This is a genomic window from Agrobacterium sp. SUL3 (genome assembly GCF_001263295.1).
GTDB lineage: Bacteria > Pseudomonadota > Alphaproteobacteria > Rhizobiales > Rhizobiaceae > Agrobacterium > Agrobacterium tomkonis.
Genome location: NZ_KQ414498.1, coordinates 466,262 through 483,396 on the forward strand (window position 1 = coordinate 466,262; position 17,135 = coordinate 483,396).

The window sequence follows — 17,135 nt, forward strand, 5'->3', positions numbered from 1 at the left end:
AAGGCCGGCCGGCCCCAAATGACGAGGCCTGGCCGGTTTCGACAGGATTTATGCGGAGGTTCTGTTGTTGAAGTAACCAAGCAGCCGCATGGCGTTGGCAGTCACCAGCACCGTCGCGCCGGTGTCGGCAAACACCGCCAGCCACAGGCCGGACAGACCGGTGACGGTCGTGACCAGAAACACGGCCTTGAGGCCGAGCGAGATCGCCACGTTTTGGCGGATGTTGCTCATGGTGGCTCGTGACAGGCCGATGAGGCGGGCGGCATCGCCGACATTGTTGCGCATCAGAGCCGCATCGGCCGCTTCCATCGCCACGTCAGTGCCGGAGCCGATGGCCACGCCGACGCTGGCGGCGGCAAGCGCCGGTGCATCGTTGATGCCGTCACCCACCATCACCACGGTCTTCTTTGCGGCAAGCTTGCGGATTTCCTCGACCTTGTTCTGCGGCAGGAGTTCGCCGCGTGCTTCAAGACCCAGCTTGTTGCCGATGGCACGCGCCGTGCGGGCATTGTCGCCCGACAGCATCAGCGAGGAAATGCCCATTTCCTTCAGCGCCTTGATGCCTTCAGCCGCATCCTTGCGCGGTTCGTCGCGCATGGCGAAGAGGCCGCTTGCGGCACCGCCGGCCATGACCACGGCCACCGTCTTGCCTTCGCTCTCAAGCGCGGTGATGCGGTCGGCCAGTTCCTTCGAGAGGGTGCCGACTTCGGTTGCAAAGCGCGGCGCGCCGATGAACAGGTCTTTTCCACCGACATTGCCCTGCATGCCGCGACCGGAAATTGCCTTGATGTTGGAGCCGGGCAGGGGCTTCACGCCGGCCTTTTCGGCATGGTTGACGATGGCTCTGGCAAGCGGATGGCTCGATTCATGCTCGATGGTTGCGGCTTCGGCAATCAGTCCGGCCTCGTTGCCGTCAAGCGCCACCACGTCGGTCACCACAGGTTCGCCGAGCGTCAGCGTGCCCGTTTTGTCGAAGGCGACGGTTTCGGTGCGCGCCAGCATTTCGATGACGGCGCCGCCCTTCACCAGCATGCCATGGCGTGCCGCAGCCGAAAGGCTGGAGGCGATGGCCGCGGGAACGGAGATGACCAGCGCACAGGGGCAACCGATCAGCAGCAAGGCGAGACCGCGGTAAATCCAGGTATCCCAGTCACCGAGACCGGCAAGCGGCGGCACGATGATGGTGAGCACGGAGATCGCCACGATCAGCGGCATGTAATAACGCGAGAAATTCTGGATGAAGCGCTCAGTCGGCGCGCGCGCGTCCTGCGCTTCTTCGACAAGCGTGATGATGCGGGCAATGGTGTTGTCTTCCGGCGCGCGGTCAACGCGGATGCGCAGCGAGCCGTCATGGTTGATCGAACCGGCAAAAACGCGGGCGCCTTTTTCCTTGGCGACCGGGATGCTTTCGCCGGTCATCGGCGATTCGTCGACACTCGATTCGCCCTCCATCACCACGCCATCGGCGGCGATGCGGTCACCGGGGCGGGCCACGACCACCTGGCCGATGCGCACCTGATCGGCAGGCATCTGACGGAGCGTACCGTTTTCCTCGACCAGCGCTGTTTTCGGCAGCAGGGAGCCAAGCGCCTTGATGCCCGAACGGGCGCGTGCGGCCGCAAAGCCTTCAAGCAATTCGCCGATGGAAAAGAGCAGAACGACGATGGCGGCTTCTTCCGCCTCGCCGATGAAGATCGCGCCGATGGCGGCAATGGTCATCAGCATTTCGATGGTGAAGACCGCGCCGAAACGGGCGGCGTTGAAGGCATTGCGCGCAATCGGAAACAGCGTCACCAGCGTGGCGACGATAAAGGCATAACCGCCCCAGGCCGGAAAGGTGAGTTCCGCCGCATAGGCGACCGCGACCAGAATGGTGCCGGTGAAAGTGTTGCGCGCCTTCGCCGTGCGCCACCATGCACCCTTTTCGTCCGCGCCATGGGCGTGTCCCACCTCGGCGCTTGGCGTCACGGCCGCGGGCTGTGCCTTTGCATGCGAATGCCCGGCGTGATCATGGTTGTGACCGCTGCAATTGGCGTGGTCATGGTCCGCATGATCGTGCCCGGAATGGTCATGGCCCGAGTGATCATGGCCCGAGTGATCATGGCCTGAATGATCATGATCACCGTTGCAGGACCCGTGGTCGTGCCCGTCATCTTCCATCTTGCCTCGCGCCGATTTGTCTTGCGCCAGCAAGGCGGGTTTGAAACCGAGCTTGCGCAGCGTATCCTCGATTTTTGCGGTGGGGGTTGTGTTCTCGGCAAGCGAAAGGTTCAACCTTTCCCGCGCAACCGATACCTTGACGTCGGCAACACCGGGCAGGCGGCCAAGTGCGGTTTCGATCTTCGCGGCGCAGCTGCCGCAATCCATGCCACCCACCGAAAATGTCAGGGCGTTGTTCTGCTCAACGCTGGGGGCGGCTTCCGCAGGGTGGTGACCTCCGCACGATGAATGGTCGTGGTCATGCTCATGGTCGTGAGGTTCCGCTGCGATCTTTTCGCGCGGAGCCTTCTCCTGCGGCAGCAAAGCGGGTTTGAAGCCGAGTTTGCGCAGCGTATCCTCGATTTTTGCAATCGACGTTTTGTCTTCCGCCAGCGACAGGTTCAACCTTTCGCGTGCAACGGACACCTTGACGTCGGCAACGCCGGGCAGGCGGGAAAGCGCGGTTTCGATCTTTGCCGCACAGCTGCCGCAATCCATGCCGCCGACCGTGAAGGTCAGGTCTCCTGATTCCCCGTTCAGATTGCCGCGTGTCGAAATATTCATGGTTTTCGCTCCTGAATTCCAGTCGACAGCCAATCTGGCACCTCTAGCAACTAGAGGTTCAAGGGCAAAAATGCAATTTCCCGATTTTTTTTGAAAAGTTCACACCAGCTTCGCGCCAGCCGCGCGGTTCATCATGGCGGCATATTGGATTCCATGAAGCGGTTCAGATGACAGCACTCTTTATGAAACACTGCCGCCGGGCGGCCTCTCTTGCGGGTCTTGCGGCTCTGCCGCTGCTGAGCGGCTGCCTTTTTGTGACGGATACGACCCGGATGGATCCGGATGTCTTCGTGCGGGAAACGGCGCCGGTCTTCAACTTCAATTCCGTCAGCTCAAACCGTCAGCCGGAATTGCCGCCGCAGCCGGGCCAGCTTTCGACGCGCCCGCCGGATCTGTTCAGAACCCGCTTCCATCAGGAATACGGCCCGCCGGTGCGCGGACAGGGCCTGAGCGCGCCGCAGGTGCAGGGGCAGGCCGCACCGCTCGCCCCGGATCGCATGGTGACCTATGGCCTGCCGGTTTCCAATCCGCTGCATCGGGTCATGTATGGCCCGATCCGCGACGAGGACCGTTCACTGCCCGCCATTCCTTATGGGCGCATCGACCCGCGTTATCTGCGGCAGGAAGTCAGCTATCAGACGGCGGAAGCGCCCGGCACCATCATCGTCGATACCAAACAGCATTTCCTCTATCTGGTGCAGCCGGGCGGCAAGGCGATCCGTTACGGCGTCGGTCTCGGGCGCGATGGTTATGCATGGTCGGGCCGCGGCAAGATCCAGTGGAAGGCGAAATGGCCGCGCTGGACACCGCCGGACGAAATGGTCAGGCGCCAGCCGGAACTCACCTCCATCTCGGCGGCCAATGGCGGAATGACGCCGGGTCTCAACAATCCGCTCGGCGCGCGTGCGCTTTATATTTTCAAGGACGGCAAGGACACGCTTTACCGTGTGCACGGCACGCCGGACTGGCAGTCCGTTGGCAAGGCGACGTCCTCCGGCTGCGTGCGCATGCTCAACCAGGATGTCATCGATCTTTACGAGCGTGTGCCCAAAGGGGCGCAGATTGTGGTTATCTGACCACGTTCTAAAAGAAAGAGATGCGGGCTCCAATCCTCCGGCGCCTTGTGACTGGCTTTTAGCGGTCGGTTAACTATTTTCGCAATACGCATGATACGGAACAAATGACGTACAACGGCGATATAGCCGTTCGAAATGTGGGACAAACCGGCCTTATGACAAGCACCGACACAGATCTTTCCAGACGCACCTTTCTTTCCCTTCTCGGCATCTCCTCCGCTTCGCTTCTGGCGGGCTGCGCCTCATCCGGCACGGGAGACGCGATCCGCCAGCAGGCGAGCGCCATCGGCAGCGATTTCCGCCAGATGTTCTCGCCCGGCGTCAGCGATGCGGAACTGGCCGTCATGTACGGCTCGGTTGAAGATGGCGGTTACGTCATTCCCGCTGTCCCCTATCAGAAAATCGACCGGCGTTATTATCGCCAGCGGGTCGTCGACCCGACCGGCGAGCGCCCCGGCACCGTCGTCGTGGATACGCGCTCGCGCTTCCTCTACGTTGTGGAGCAGGGCGGCAGCGCCATGCGTTACGGCGTCGGCATCGGCCGCGACGGTTTCGCCTGGTCGGGTGAAGGCGTCATCCAGTGGCGTCAGAAATGGCCGAAATGGACCCCGCCGGACGAAATGGTCGCCCGCCAGCCGGAACTGGTCAAATATTCGTCCAAGAATGGCGGCATGCCGCCGGGCCTGAAGAACCCGCTCGGCGCCCGCGCGCTCTATATCTTCCAGAACGGCAAGGACACGCTTTACCGCCTGCACGGTTCGCCGGAATGGAACTCCATCGGCAAGGCCGTCTCTTCCGGCTGCGTGCGCCTGATGAACCAGGACGTCATCGACCTCTATGACCGCGTGCCGCAGAAGGCGCGTGTGGTGGTTTGGCAGTAGGTCTAACCGGACGCATTAAGAAGGTGTCCGGTAAGTGAATTGACGAGTAATGGCTGCAACACGAAGCGTGTTGTGGCCATTATTTATTTCTAATATATCAATATTGTTTTTAATATTAACATTCAATTCCATAGTATATTTAAAAATATCGTGACTCATATTGATTTTTTATTATAATAAGCGCGGGTTATTCATTGTTTTTACGGAAATGAATTTCCCATATTTTAAATCATCCTAATATCTCTGTCGTTAATCGAGGAGTGAATGGCATGACTCTTTATCTCTCAAATAGTTGGCAGGTAGGTACAAGTCCTTACGAAATCTTTTACGGTGATCGCTATGGCGTGGCGCGAAACGACGTATTTCAGCTTGGCGGCAGCGAGACCGGCACTCTGGGTGGTGTTCGAAACGGATGGGAGAAGTTTATCGGTGGCGCGGGTGTAGACACCATTTACGTCGCTCCGAAGTATTACTACTCCTGGACTGCCGTGATGATCGACCACAATGGCTTGGACAGCGTGGAACGTATCGAGTTTAACGGCGCCACCTCCTGGCCGGTAAAACCAGTCTATTTCGCTGGAATGGCAGATTTTTCGAGCGTCACATACATGTCGCCCGGCGTGACGATCTATGGCCGCGAGAACAGTAATATATTCGTCGGTAGTCAGCTTGGGGAAAGGATCGAAGGCGACGGCGGTGACGATCTGCTCTTTGGCAACGCCGGAGACGACACGTTGTACGGTGATACGACCGCGGTAAATCCCTGGCCGGCGCAATTGAATGCCGCTGGCAATGACTGGCTGTTCGGCGGCACCGGCAATGACTATCTGGATGGTCAGGGCGGTAACGACAATCTGTCCGGTGACGCGGGCGATGACAATCTTTATGGCGGACCCGGAAACGACCAGCTTAGCGGTGGAGAGGGCACCGATAAGCTTTTCGGAGGAACCGGTGACGACAAGCTCATTGGTGGAGAAGGTTCCGACCAGTTGTCTGGCGATGTGGGAAATGACCAGTTGCACGGTGGGGTAGGAAACGATCTTCTCAACGGGGGGATAGGAAACGATATAATCGAAGGTGGAGAAGGAACAAATCTTCTTTGGGGAGACCTTGGCGAAGATACATTCTACTTTGCGGTCAAAGGTGTACAGGACACAATTAAAGATTTTGAAGTGGGAATAGATCGCCTGCGCTTCACTACCGAAATCGCGGACGATTTTTCTGATTTTACAATTGTCGATCAAGCAAATGGATATGCGAATATAAGCGTAGAAGGTTTGGAGATTATCGTTGAGGGCGTCCCCGCAGCGTCACTCAACAGTTCAATGTTCGAATTTGGCGCTTATGCATGATCAAGGCGGGCTCCGTCGCAATTGCGGCGGAGCCTTTTACTGATCGTACTAAACCAGTTCGGGTTTCGTATATTTTTTCGTCATATTTCCATTTGTGTCAAATATTTCCAGTTCACCGTTTTCTTTATACGCGATCATTTTCTGTCCATTATTATAATATAGAATGCCTGGTGTTACGGACACTTGGCCGTTTTCCCCAAATTTAAGAGTTATGGCGGAGCCGAAAAATTCTTTTAAAGCTTTCTCGCTGTAATACATATCGTGACGTGACACCTCGCAATAACTTCCGTTAAGGGAGTTATTAAGCTCTGCAATTTCAACTTTTCCGTTATAACTCTTGTCGCTGGTGAAATATTCGACTTGCTTTTTAACCAGAGCTTCGTCTTCACCATTCGCGATGCGTTTTGCGCCCCATTCAGCATACTGCGCATTATATTCGTCACGCGGCAGCACAATAATTTCAGGTACATAGCGGGGACTGGCCCTCGCAGCTCTTGTGATCAGGTCGGTTACGAGGAATTCCGCATTCTCCACTGTCCGCTCAATCGGATTGACATAGTAGGACGACATCATATTCGTGGCTGCGGCGTTCATAGCGCTCATCGTCGCCTGCGGAATGGCGGCGGAGACGGTTTCTTTTTTTGCGACGGTTTCCAGCTTTGCTTTGGTAGCCTGCGAAGCGAGCGTCGAAATCGTTTCGATGGCTTGCGCAGTTTTTTGCTGGCTTCCGGCTACCATTCCGAGGATCGTGGTCGCGGCGTCGTTGCCTGATATTTTTGGGGCCGAAAAAGTTTGTTTAAGAATGGTCAGCGCCATTGAATTCGCAGAGATCAAAGTCATCGCATGCCTTTTGAAATCTGCCGCAAAAGTCCTTCACCGGCTTCCGAGGCTGGAAACGCAGCTAAAAGTCATTTTAGCTGCATAAAATATAAATGCAACTTTATCGGGAATTGGTAAATAAATACTTCAACACCCCCTGGATTTCAAGGGGCGTTAGGACTTCGAAAGACCATCCTTCAACGCGTTAACCCGGTCCCGCAACTGCGCCAGTTCCTCCAGCTCGCAGCCGGTGGCGCCGCCGATTGCGGCCATGATCTTCACGCCCTCCTTTTTGAGGTCGGCGCCCTTTGGCGTTAAGGCCACCAGCACCTGCCGCTCGTCCACCGTGCCGCGTTTGCGGGTTATCAGCCCTGCATGTTCGAGCCTTTTCAGCAGCGGTGACAGCGTGCCGGAATCCAGCCCCAGCATTTCGCCCAGCGCCTTGACGGTGGAGGTCTGCTTTTCCCAGAGCGCCATCATGACCAGATATTGCGGATAGGTCAGTCCGATAGGGTCGAGCAGCGGTTTATAGGCGCGTGTGAAAGCGTGCGCTGCGCCATAAAGGGCAAAGCATATCTGCTGGTCCAGCCTCAACAGGCTTTCCATCTTCGTGTCGTTGCCCTCTGCGCCCATAGTCCTGCTCCAAAATAAAACCGGGGAGGGAACAATCGGCCCCCGCTTTCGGTTCCTGCCACATGGATGTGCGGCGAAATTTCGTGAAAACTATCGCAAAAAACAAAATTTCATTCAATGTGCAAAATCATATTGCGCACAATTTAATTGTTCGCTATAAACCACTCAACACCAACCCGAAGGGAGTAAATGCCATGCCTATTCTCTACACGACCAAAGCATCCGCCACCGGTGGCCGTGCAGGTAACGCCAAGTCGGAAGACGGCGTTCTCGACGTAACGCTGACCGTTCCGAAGGAACTGGGCGGTGACGGTGCCCGCGGCACCAACCCGGAGCAGCTTTTCGCCGCCGGTTATTCGGCCTGCTTCCTCGGCGCGCTGAAGGCGGTTGCCGGCAAGCAGAAGGTAAAGATCCCGGAAGACACCACTGTGACGGCAACTGTCGGCATCGGCCCGCGCGAAGACGGCACCGGCTTCGGCATTGAAGTGTCGCTGAAGGTCAACATTCCCGGCCTGGAGCGCGAAAAGGCAGAAGAACTGGTCGCCGCCGCCCATATTGTTTGCCCTTATAGCCACGCCATGCGCACTTCTACGGAAGTGCCGGTTTCTGTGGCCTGATATTGCCGCTATCAAAAAGTGGGCCGGGTTTATCCCGGCCTTCTTGTTCGTGGAAATAAATATGCTATATTCTTTCTGAGGAAAGGATGTGCGCCATGAATATTCACGCCAAGACTGCCATGGATCCTGCAGCGCAGGGCAGGGTCGTCACCAAGGCCGTTATTGCCGCTGCCGAGCGGCTGGGCCTGAATGCCGCCCGCACGGCGGATATTCTCGGCGTTTCCGCCCCCACCGTGTCGCGCATGAAGAGGCTGGATTTCCTGCTGGAGCCGGGCGCCAAGTCCTTCGAACTGGCGGTGCTGCTGGTCCGGGTTTTCCGCTCGCTGGACGCGATTGCCGGCGGTGACGAGACCGTTGCGAAAAACTGGCTGCGTAATCACAATACGGCGCTGAACGCCGTACCTGCCGAAAAGCTGACCACCATTACCGGATTGATCGATGTCCTCTCCTATCTGGACGCCCGACGCGCTCCTGTCTGAAAAACGCGCCGCATCGGGAAAATACTGGCGGCTGGTGGAAGCGCAGCATCAGGTTTCCACCATGAAGCTGGTGGATACGGTGGAGGAGCAATCGCTGCTGGAAGATATTCTCGAGACGAGCAAGCGGCCGTTTCCGCCCGAATGCGCCGGTCTCGATTATCTTCTCGCCACGCCTTTCCGTTATGGCGCAGCCTATCCGCACGGCTCGCGTTTTCGCCGTGCGGGTTTCACCGAGGGTGTTTATTACGCCGCGGCAAAGGTGGAGACGGCGCTTGCCGAAATGGCCTTTTACCGGCTGCTGTTTTATGCCGAATCGCCGGGCACGCCGCTGCCCGCCAATCCTGCCGAATATTCCGCCTTCGCCGCCCGTGTCGCCACGGATGCCGCACTTGACCTGACGAAACCGGAGCTGAGCCGTAACGAAGCGCTGTGGACCGATCTTACGAATTACGAGCCGTGTCAGGCCTTGGCGGAGCAGGCGCGTGAAGCAAAGGTTGAGGCGATACTCTACCGCTCGGTGCGCGATCCCGCAGGTGGCCTTAACATCGCAATTTTGTCGCCAAAGGCCTTTGCGGCCAAAACGCCGGTAGAGCGGATGAGCTGGCGCATTCACTTGTCGAAAACCGGGGTGCAGGCCTTGTGCGAATTCCCGATGCGCCGGACGGGCTTTTTTGTCTCGGATTTTGCCAATGACCCGCGTCTGGCCGGCCTCCTGGGGTGAGGTGGCGCTCTGTTTCTCTTCTCCCCGGCGGGGAGAAGGTGGCCCGAAGGGTCGGATGAGGGGGCAACGGTGGTAGAGATTTACGGAGAGCTTGCCCCCTCATCCCGCTGCCGCGGACTTCTCCCCGGCGGGGAGAAGAAACAAGCGGCATCCCCTCGGCCGGTTCAGACCCGGCCGTAAGCATGAGTCCCGCTACTGCTTGCCCACACGGGCGCGCAGCTCTTCCACATGCGCTGCGATTTCCGGCGTTACGACATCGCCAAAGTCTTCCATTTCGAACAGCGGACGGATTTCAATTTCGCTGCGCTCCAACATTGGGTTGGGGCAGCGTTTCACCCATGCCACCGCTTCATCCATGTCCTTCACAGTCCACAGCCAGAAGCCGGCAACCAGCTCGTTGGTGTGCGGGAAGGGGCCATCAACGACAGTTCGGCTGTCGCCATCAAAAACAACCCTCTTGCCCTTGGAGGAGGGGTGCAGCCCGTCGCCGGACTGCATGATGCCGGCATTGACCAGTTCCTCGTTGAATTTTCCCATTGCCGCCATGAGTTCAGTCGTGGGCATGACGCCATCTTCGCTGCTCTTGGTGGCTTTTACAAAAACGATTGCACGCATGATTTTTCCTCCTGGATTGCGTTTTCGGGGTAGTTTCGTCCGTAGTTTCGTTTTCCAGCACGACGGCCCGATGACATTCTGGCCGATAAAAGTGGCGTCATGCCGTCGTGCTGTCAGCCGAGATCGATAAGATCGCGACGCAGCCGGTCGGGGTCGCCACTGCCGATTTTCGCTTCGATTTCCGCATGAGTCTGTTCCCAGATGGGAAAGGCCGCCGCAAGCACGGCCATGCCATCCGCCGTCAGCCGCAGCCGCTTGCCGCGCCTGTCTTTCGGGTCCTGTTCGATGCTGACCAGCCCGCGCCGTTCCAGCGGCTTCAATGCCGCCGTCAGCGTCGTCCGGTCCATGGCCAGAAGATGGGCGACCGGCCCCATCGGCGGCGGCTCCGGCCGGTTCAGCGACATCAGCAGGGAAAACTGGCCATTATTGATGCCAACAGGCTTCAGCGCATTGTCGAACAGCCGCGCCAAGGCCCGTGCAGCGCGCTGCGCGTGCAGGCAAAGACAGGCGTCCCGCACGAAAAGAGTTGTCGAAAAAGGAATCACGCTGGCGTTTGACATGCGATAAATATGTTGATATCAACCTAATTAGTCAAGCGGAACTTGATGCTCCGCTGATGGTTTAACTGACTTTCAATGCAGAAATAGGCGGTGTCCTCCGGTGGAGCGGAGTGGCGCCGTGGTGAAAGACGGATCCAAGGAGGAAAGATCATGTCTCATCCTGTTGTTTCGAATGAAGAGTGGCTTGCGGCTCGCCGCGATCTGCTGGTGAAGGAAAAGGAACTGACCCGCGCCCGTGACCGGCTGAACGAGGCGCGGCGCGCATTGCCCTGGGAAGAGGTGACGAAGGACTATATTTTCGATGCGCCTTCCGGCCCGAAATCGCTGAAGGAACTGTTCGGCGATTGCAGCCAGCTCATCGTTTACCACTTCATGCTGGCGCCTGACTGGGAGGAGGGCTGCACCGGCTGTTCCTTTTTCGCCGACCATGTCGATGGCGCGATGATCCATCTGAAACATGGCGATGCGGGTTTTGTCGCGGTCTCCCGCGCGCCGCTTGAAAAGATCGAAGCCTATAGACACCGCATGGGCTGGAAGTTCCCGTGGGTTTCCGCAGCGGACAGCGATTTCAACTATGATTATCAGGCTTCCTTCCGTGATGAGGATATCAAGGGCGGGGCCATCACCTATAATTACCGTGAAATCGAACCGATGGGCGACCTGAAGGATCTGCACGGCGTCAGCATTTTCGCCAAAGGCGAAGATGGCAAGATTTATCACACTTACTCGGCCTATGCCCGCGGCATGGAGCAGGCGCTCGGTACGCTGATGCTGCTCGATCTGGTGCCAAAAGGCCGTAATGAAGACGGCGTAATGGATTGGGTGCGCCGGCACGATCAATATGAGGACGCGCCGAAAGCTGCAGCCTGCTGCCACTGAAACGGACGGACGAGGAGGAGACAATAATGGAAATGCAAAGCGCCAAGCCGCAGAAGGAACATGAATTCCTGTCGAGAATCGTTGGTGACTGGGTCATGACCGCCAGTTCCGGCCATGAGAATTATGACGCCGACGACCCGTCGCAGCGATTCACCGAGACGGTCCGCTCCATCGGAGGGCTGTGGATCGTCGGCGAGGGCACAGGCAAGATGCCCGACGGTGACGAGATGACAGCCGTGATCACGGTCGGTTTCGACCCGGCCAAGGGCAATTTCGTCGGAAGCTGGATAGGGTCGATGATGACCTATCTCTGGGTCTACAGGGGCTGGCTGGAAGAGGACGGCAAGACCCTGACACTGGAAGCCGAAGGCCCCGCCTTTGACGGTTCCGGCCGCATCGATACCTATCGCGATGTGCTGGTGCTGCATGACGACAATCACCGCAGCTTTTCCGGCAGCGTCCGCCAGCCGGATGGCACATTCAAGACCTTCATGACATCGGAATTCCGCCGCAAGGGGTAAGGCCCTGCCGGAACGAGCCGCAAAGACCAGCGCCGCCGCGCCCCGCGGCGGGCGGGATCACCCAATCAAATATAGACGCCCAAACCTCCAGAGGAGACGAAGATGTCCGATACACATGGAAAATTCATCTGGGTTGAACTGATGACGCCTGACATGGAAGCGGCCGCCCGCTTTTATGGCCATGTCGTTGGCTGGCAGACCAAGGATTTCGGTTCGCCGGAAATGCCCTATCTGGTGCTGGAAGCCAATGGCAAAGGTATGGGCGGTGTCATGGAGCTGACCGAGGAACTTAAGGGTCAGGGCATTCCGCCGAACTGGACCGCTTATGTCGACGTTGACGATGTTGATGCCTCGGCTAAGCTTTTCGAGGAAAAGGGCGGCTCCGTCATGCGCCAGCCGCAGGATATTCCTGAAATCGGCCGGTTTGCTGTGGTGGCGGACCCCTATGGTGCGGTTCTGTGCATCATGACGCCACTGCCGATGGAAAGCGGCGGTTTTCCCGAAGACGCGCAAAACCTGCCCGGCCATGTCGGCTGGCATGAGCTGATGACGGGCGATGTGGATGGAGCTACCGCCTTTTATGGCGAGGTGTTCGGCTGGACCAAGGACCATGATTTCGACATGGGCGAAATGGGGCCGTATCGCATCTTCGCCCATAACGGCAAGGCCATCGGCGGCATGATGAAACGTATGCCGCAGGCGCCCGACTGCTACTGGGGTTATTACTTCAATGTCGAAGGCATTGATGCCGCCATCACCCGCGTCAGCGCCGGCGGCGGCAAGGTCGTCAACGGTCCGATGGAGGTTCCCGGTGAGAGCTGGATCGTCAATTGCCAGGACCCGCAGGGCGCCTTCTTCTCGCTCGTGTCGCAGAAGAAGTAAAAATCATGCCCCTCCCGCCACTGGATTGGCGGGAGGGGCCTTCGTTTGAGAACACTCATGCCGAAGCGAAAAACGCTTCCGCATCTTCGACTTCCACCAGCCGGCGTTTGTCGATCAGCCAGAAACGTGTTCCGACCGCCCGCACGAAACTCCGGTCGTGCGAGACGAGCACGCAACTCGCCTGACGGCCGGTAATTTCCGCCTCCAGCGCTTCCTGCCCCTCAATGTCGAGGTGGTTGGTCGGCTCGTCCAGCAGGTAGAAATTTGGCTCGGTCAGGCGCAGCGCCAGCATGGCAAGCCGCGCCTTCTGCCCGCCGGAAAGCGTCGCGATGCGACGTTTCTGCATTTCCATGTCGATGCCTGCACCGGCGAGCAAGCCGTGCGCGCGCTGGTCGCCTATGTCGAAGCGGTGTGTGATGAGCGTCAGCGGCGTGCTGGCATCATCGATTTCGGCGAGCGACTGGTCGACATATCCCGCCACCAGCGAGGGGGTGGCCTTGATGCCCTCCGCCACCTGCTCGTCAGCCCTTATTGCCGCCTTTAGAAGCGAGATCAGCCGCGTCTTGCCGACGCCGTTATGGCCGAGAATGACGATGCGGTCGCCCTGGCGGATGAATTGCCGGCCGGTGCGGAACAGCAAGGTGCCATCCGGTGTCGAGACGGGAATATCCTCCAGCGTCACCAGTACCTTGGCGTGTGTGCCGCGATTGACAAGCTGGATCTTTCCGGCAGATCGATCCTGATGGGCGGGCCGCGCTTTTTCCTCCAGCTTTTCGGCGCGCTCCCGCAATTGCTTGGTCTTGATGGTCAGAAGATCGCTGCCCGAATTGATGCCGATATTGTTGAGCTTCGCCGCCTGCCGGCGCAATTGCTGCACGGTCTTCATGTCGCGCTCGAAACGCCGTCCATCGGCGGCATCCTCCTCTTCGAGCGCCCTTCGCGCATGCCCATAGGGCAACCGGAAGAGCGAGGAATTTTCCGGCCGCAGGAACAGCGTGGCTTTGGTGACATTGTCGAGAAAGGCGCGGTCATGGCTGACAATGACCACCGCCGTATCGCGGGGCAATTGTTGCAGAAAACCCTCCAGCACCTTGATTTTTTCAAGGTCGAGATGGTTGGTCGGCTCATCGAGCAGCAATAAGTCCGGCTCGGTGATCCATGCCCGCGCCAGCATGGCAAGCCGCTGCCAGCCACCGCTCAGCTGTTGCAGGGAGCGATGGCGATAGCTTTCCGGCACAGCCATCTCATCGAGGATGATGTCGGCGCGCCAGCTGTCGCTGTCGATTACATCCGCTGGCAGGGCGGATAACACCGCATCCCGCATTGTCCGCGTGAGAAGGGCCGGGGGCAGATGCTGGTGGACGATGGACTGCGTCAACCCGCGTAACCGGGTGATGTCGCCGCTGCTGGCATCCAGTTCGCCAGCAAGGTAATTGAGCAGGGTGGATTTGCCGCAGCCATTCGCCGCGACAATGCCGATGCGGTCTCCCGCATGGATGGTGAGGCTGAGACCGGAAAAAAGCGGCTTGCCCAGAATGATTCCGAGGTTTCGAAGCGTGATAAGGGTCATGGTGGATCTCTGGCGAAACGGATCATCAACGAAGCTGGCTGCCACATGCGGGCAGGGTTGTTCGGTCGAGATGATCCGTCATGAAAACATGCGCAATGGCAGACGAGCTGCGTTCCGCGCGGCCTTTTGGGCAAACCAGAGTCTTGGAAGTTCCGGTCAGCCCTGCAAACGCATCTGCAGGGCAGAAAGGTGGCGGATCTGGCGGTAACGCCAGAAGCAGGAAATATCCATGCGAAGCCTCCTTTCTTGATACGGGTTGAACCGCTTGATGATTAGCAGCGGTGGTGGCGGGAGGCAATGGGTTTTGCGGGCGGCCGGGATGATGGGGCGGGGCGGCGGAGAAATTCTCGGAACTATCTGGTGACTACCACCAAAAAAGACATTCAACTCGTCAGATTGTCGCGGTCAGCAGGTAAGTTCACAGCCTATAAGAGAGGCGCGGCTGAAACCGCGATTACATGTTTCCGAAATAATTACTTTGTCAAATTGAACCTTATACGGTACAAGGATTTTACATGAAGCGCATCGTGGCGAAATTCTTCGCGACGGATGAGGGAGTGGAGCCTGTTAAAGACTGGCTTATCTCACTCGATAGGAATGACCGCCGCACGATCGGCTCGGACATTGCGACGGTCGAGTTCGGTTGGCCAATTGGAATGCCTACCTGCAAGCCGATCAGGGATGGTGTTCGCGAGGTCCGTTCCAGCATCAAAAATGGAGGTGTTGAAGCCAGAACCTATTTCGGAGTTGATGGTGGGATAATGCTCCTGCTTCACGGGGAAGAGGGCAAGGATGGCCAACAGGACGCGATCAAACTGGCGATCAAGCGTTGGAAAGAACATCAGGAGCGATCCAAGCGACTGAAAAAGATCGATAAAGGGAAAAAGAAATGAGCGATGCGAAACCTTCTGTCGGCGGTACCCTTGAAGATTTCCTTGATGAGCTCGGCGAAAAAGAGGAGATTTATGGCGAGGCGATCAAGCGAGTTTTGGCATGGCAGATCGAAGAGGCCAGAAAGAAACAATCGCTCACCAAGTCCGAAATGGCTGCGAGAATGGGTACCAGCCGCACCCAGGTCGAAAGAATACTCGATCCTCACAATGTTGCCGTCTCGCTCGATACGCTCGAGCGAGCGGCCCGCTCAGTCGGTAAAAAACTCAAGATCGAGCTTGTCGACGCCAAGCCGCTTTAGCCGTTACCGCTTCAAACTACCCAAAATCCCGCGCACGATCGCCCGCCCTACGGATGTCGCAACAGAACGGGCGGCACTTTTCATCGCCGCCTCGATCACCGTTTCGCGCTGGTAGCCGGTCTTGCGGGTGCCACCATTGCGCGAGCCGGTCGAGGCCGGTGCGGGCTCCTCGTCGCCGAAGCCCGGCAGGCGCCAGCGTCCGGAAGCGTTGTCGGACTGGTTGGCGGCATTTTCCTCTTCCGCGCGCTTGGCGGCTTCGGCTTCCGCCGCCTTCTGGGCGCGGGCAGCGAGGATTTCGAAGGCGGATTCCCGGTCGATATCCTTGTCATATTGGCCGGCGAAGGGGCTGAGATCGATCAGCGACTTGCGTTCCGCATCGGTGAGCGGCCCGACGCGGCCGGAGGGCGGGCGTACGAGGGTGCGTTCCACGATGGAAGGCGCGCCCTTGTCATGCAGGGTGGAAATCAACGCCTCACCCGTGCCAAGCGTGGTGATGGTGTCGGCGGTGTTGAAGGCCGGGTTCTGGCGGAAGGTGTCGGCGGCGGTGCGCACGGCCTTCTGCTCGCGCGGCGTATAGGCGCGAAGCGCATGCTGCACACGGTTGCCGAGCTGGGCAAGAACGGTTTCCGGCACGTCGAGCGGGTTCTGCGTCACGAAATAGACACCCACGCCCTTGGAGCGGATGAGGCGCACCACCTGTTCCACGCGCTCGACCAGCACCTTCGGCGCATCGTTGAACAGCAGATGTGCCTCGTCGAAGAAGAACACCAGACGCGGCTTTTCCGGGTCGCCCACCTCAGGCAGTTCCTCAAACAGTTCCGAAAGCATCCAGAGCAGGAAGGTGGCGTAAAGGCGCGGGTTCATCATCAGCCGGTCAGCCGCAAGAACCGAAACCGTGCCGCGGCCATCCGCGCCGACGCGCATGATGTCGGCAATCTTCAATGCCGGCTCGCCGAAGAAATTTGCGGCGCCCTGCTGTTCGAGAACCAGCAGCCCGCGTTGCAGTGAGCCGACCGAGGCCTTGGAAATCAGGCCGAACTGGTTGGAAAGCGCCGACGCGTTTTCGCCCATATAATTCAGCAGCGATTGCAGGTCTTTCAGATCGAGCAGCGGCAGCCCGCCCTGATCGGCGATCTTGAAGGCGATGTTGAGCACGCCTTCCTGCGCTTCCGATGCGTCCATCAGTCGGGCAAGCAGCAGCGGTCCCATTTCGGCGATGGTGGCGCGCACGCGATGGCCTTTTTCGCCGTAGAGATCCCAGAAGATGACAGGCGATTTTCCATAGGAGAAATCTGTAAAGCCAATCTGCTCGGCGCGTTTCTGCACCCAGTCTTTCGCCTCGCCCTCGGCCGCGATGCCGGAAAGGTCGCCCTTGATATCGGCGCAGAACACCGGAACGCCGGCCTTCGAATAGCCTTCGGCGAGAACCTGCAACGTCACGGTCTTGCCCGTTCCCGTCGCGCCGGTGATGAGACCATGGCGGTTGCCGAATTTCAGTTCCAGATATTCGCCCTTGTTCAGGCTGTCATCCGGATTGCGGCTGGTCCCGATATAGAGCTGTCCGTCCTGCAACAT

The 17,135-nt window shown here is 58.4% G+C and carries 18 protein-coding genes; 11 read left to right on the plus strand and 7 right to left on the minus strand.

The window, feature by feature from the left end; all coding sequences use genetic code 11:
• Positions 1 to 48 precede the first annotated feature (48 nt).
• The gene (locus tag AKG12_RS02450; protein ID WP_052817482.1) at positions 49 to 2,763 is read right to left on the minus strand and encodes a heavy metal translocating P-type ATPase; all 2,715 of its coding nucleotides are present in this window, start codon (positions 2,761 to 2,763) and stop codon (positions 49 to 51) included.
• Positions 2,764 to 2,930: 167 nt separating this feature from the next.
• Here AKG12_RS02450 and AKG12_RS02455 point away from each other — a divergent pair, with 167 nt between their 5' ends.
• The 3 genes from AKG12_RS02455 to AKG12_RS02465 all read left to right on the plus strand — a co-directional run bounded on the left by AKG12_RS02455 (position 2,931) and on the right by AKG12_RS02465 (position 6,072).
• Positions 2,931 to 3,839: a L,D-transpeptidase gene (locus AKG12_RS02455; protein ID WP_052817484.1), complete on the plus strand. Its 909-nt coding sequence runs from the start codon at positions 2,931 to 2,933 to the stop codon at positions 3,837 to 3,839.
• Positions 3,840 to 3,994: 155 nt separating this feature from the next.
• Entirely contained in the window at positions 3,995 to 4,720 is a 726-nt protein-coding gene (locus AKG12_RS02460; RefSeq protein WP_003494344.1) for a L,D-transpeptidase, read from the plus strand.
• A gap of 269 nt (positions 4,721 to 4,989) precedes the next feature.
• Entirely contained in the window at positions 4,990 to 6,072 is a 1,083-nt protein-coding gene (locus tag AKG12_RS02465) for a calcium-binding protein (protein ID WP_052817486.1), read from the plus strand.
• Positions 6,073 to 6,120: 48 nt separating this feature from the next.
• Here the strand turns inward: AKG12_RS02465 and AKG12_RS02470 are convergent, their stop codons facing one another.
• A complete protein-coding gene (locus tag AKG12_RS02470; RefSeq protein WP_052817488.1) occupies positions 6,121 to 6,888 on the minus strand; it encodes a hypothetical protein in 768 nt (255 codons plus the stop codon).
• 177 nt (positions 6,889 to 7,065) lie between these two features.
• Positions 7,066 to 7,524, minus strand: a complete 459-nt coding sequence (locus AKG12_RS02475; protein WP_046798567.1) for a MarR family winged helix-turn-helix transcriptional regulator — start codon at positions 7,522 to 7,524, stop codon at positions 7,066 to 7,068.
• A 194-nt stretch (positions 7,525 to 7,718) separates the two neighbouring features.
• On the opposite strand from AKG12_RS02475, the gene AKG12_RS02480 reads away from it, so the two are divergent.
• The 3 genes from AKG12_RS02480 to AKG12_RS02490 all read left to right on the plus strand — a co-directional run bounded on the left by AKG12_RS02480 (position 7,719) and on the right by AKG12_RS02490 (position 9,341).
• The gene (locus AKG12_RS02480) at positions 7,719 to 8,141 is read left to right on the plus strand and encodes an organic hydroperoxide resistance protein (protein WP_003511906.1); all 423 of its coding nucleotides are present in this window, start codon (positions 7,719 to 7,721) and stop codon (positions 8,139 to 8,141) included.
• A gap of 95 nt (positions 8,142 to 8,236) precedes the next feature.
• A complete protein-coding gene (locus AKG12_RS02485) occupies positions 8,237 to 8,620 on the plus strand; it encodes an MbcA/ParS/Xre antitoxin family protein (protein ID WP_046798939.1) in 384 nt (127 codons plus the stop codon).
• On the plus strand, positions 8,580 to 9,341 hold the full coding sequence (locus tag AKG12_RS02490; RefSeq protein WP_052817490.1) for an RES family NAD+ phosphorylase: 762 nt from the start codon (positions 8,580 to 8,582) through the stop codon (positions 9,339 to 9,341). Before AKG12_RS02485 ends, AKG12_RS02490 begins: the two co-directional genes overlap by 41 nt.
• A 192-nt stretch (positions 9,342 to 9,533) precedes the next feature.
• Here AKG12_RS02490 and AKG12_RS02495 read toward each other — a convergent pair whose 3' ends face one another.
• Both AKG12_RS02495 and AKG12_RS02500 read right to left on the minus strand, forming a co-directional pair.
• On the minus strand, positions 9,534 to 9,956 hold the full coding sequence (locus tag AKG12_RS02495) for a YciI family protein (protein WP_046798569.1): 423 nt from the start codon (positions 9,954 to 9,956) through the stop codon (positions 9,534 to 9,536).
• Positions 9,957 to 10,069: 113 nt separating this feature from the next.
• On the minus strand, positions 10,070 to 10,516 hold the full coding sequence (locus tag AKG12_RS02500; RefSeq protein WP_046798570.1) for a MarR family winged helix-turn-helix transcriptional regulator: 447 nt from the start codon (positions 10,514 to 10,516) through the stop codon (positions 10,070 to 10,072).
• A gap of 150 nt (positions 10,517 to 10,666) precedes the next feature.
• Here AKG12_RS02500 and AKG12_RS02505 point away from each other — a divergent pair, with 150 nt between their 5' ends.
• The 3 genes from AKG12_RS02505 (at position 10,667) to AKG12_RS02515 (ending at position 12,798) form a co-directional block, all read left to right on the plus strand.
• On the plus strand, positions 10,667 to 11,395 hold the full coding sequence (locus AKG12_RS02505; protein WP_046798571.1) for a DUF899 domain-containing protein: 729 nt from the start codon (positions 10,667 to 10,669) through the stop codon (positions 11,393 to 11,395).
• Positions 11,396 to 11,421: 26 nt separating this feature from the next.
• A complete protein-coding gene (locus AKG12_RS02510) occupies positions 11,422 to 11,916 on the plus strand; it encodes a DUF1579 domain-containing protein (RefSeq protein WP_046798572.1) in 495 nt (164 codons plus the stop codon).
• A gap of 102 nt (positions 11,917 to 12,018) precedes the next feature.
• Entirely contained in the window at positions 12,019 to 12,798 is a 780-nt protein-coding gene (locus AKG12_RS02515) for a VOC family protein (protein ID WP_046798573.1), read from the plus strand.
• Between the two features lie 55 nt (positions 12,799 to 12,853).
• Here AKG12_RS02515 and AKG12_RS02520 read toward each other — a convergent pair whose 3' ends face one another.
• Complete coding sequence (locus tag AKG12_RS02520; protein WP_052817492.1) at positions 12,854 to 14,368, minus strand: ABC-F family ATP-binding cassette domain-containing protein; 1,515 nt, start codon at positions 14,366 to 14,368, stop codon at positions 12,854 to 12,856.
• Between the two features lie 515 nt (positions 14,369 to 14,883).
• Here AKG12_RS02520 and AKG12_RS02525 point away from each other — a divergent pair.
• Both AKG12_RS02525 and AKG12_RS02530 read left to right on the plus strand, forming a co-directional pair.
• Positions 14,884 to 15,261: a type II toxin-antitoxin system RelE/ParE family toxin gene (locus AKG12_RS02525; RefSeq protein ID WP_052817494.1), complete on the plus strand. Its 378-nt coding sequence runs from the start codon at positions 14,884 to 14,886 to the stop codon at positions 15,259 to 15,261.
• On the plus strand, positions 15,258 to 15,560 hold the full coding sequence (locus tag AKG12_RS02530) for a helix-turn-helix domain-containing protein (protein WP_052817496.1): 303 nt from the start codon (positions 15,258 to 15,260) through the stop codon (positions 15,558 to 15,560). Before AKG12_RS02525 ends, AKG12_RS02530 begins: the two co-directional genes overlap by 4 nt.
• 3 nt (positions 15,561 to 15,563) lie before the next feature.
• On the opposite strand, the gene AKG12_RS02535 is transcribed toward AKG12_RS02530, so the two are convergent.
• Positions 15,564 to 17,135 (minus strand): helicase HerA-like C-terminal domain-containing protein, encoded by a 1,572-nt coding sequence (locus tag AKG12_RS02535; protein WP_046798575.1) that lies wholly within the window; start codon positions 17,133 to 17,135, stop codon positions 15,564 to 15,566.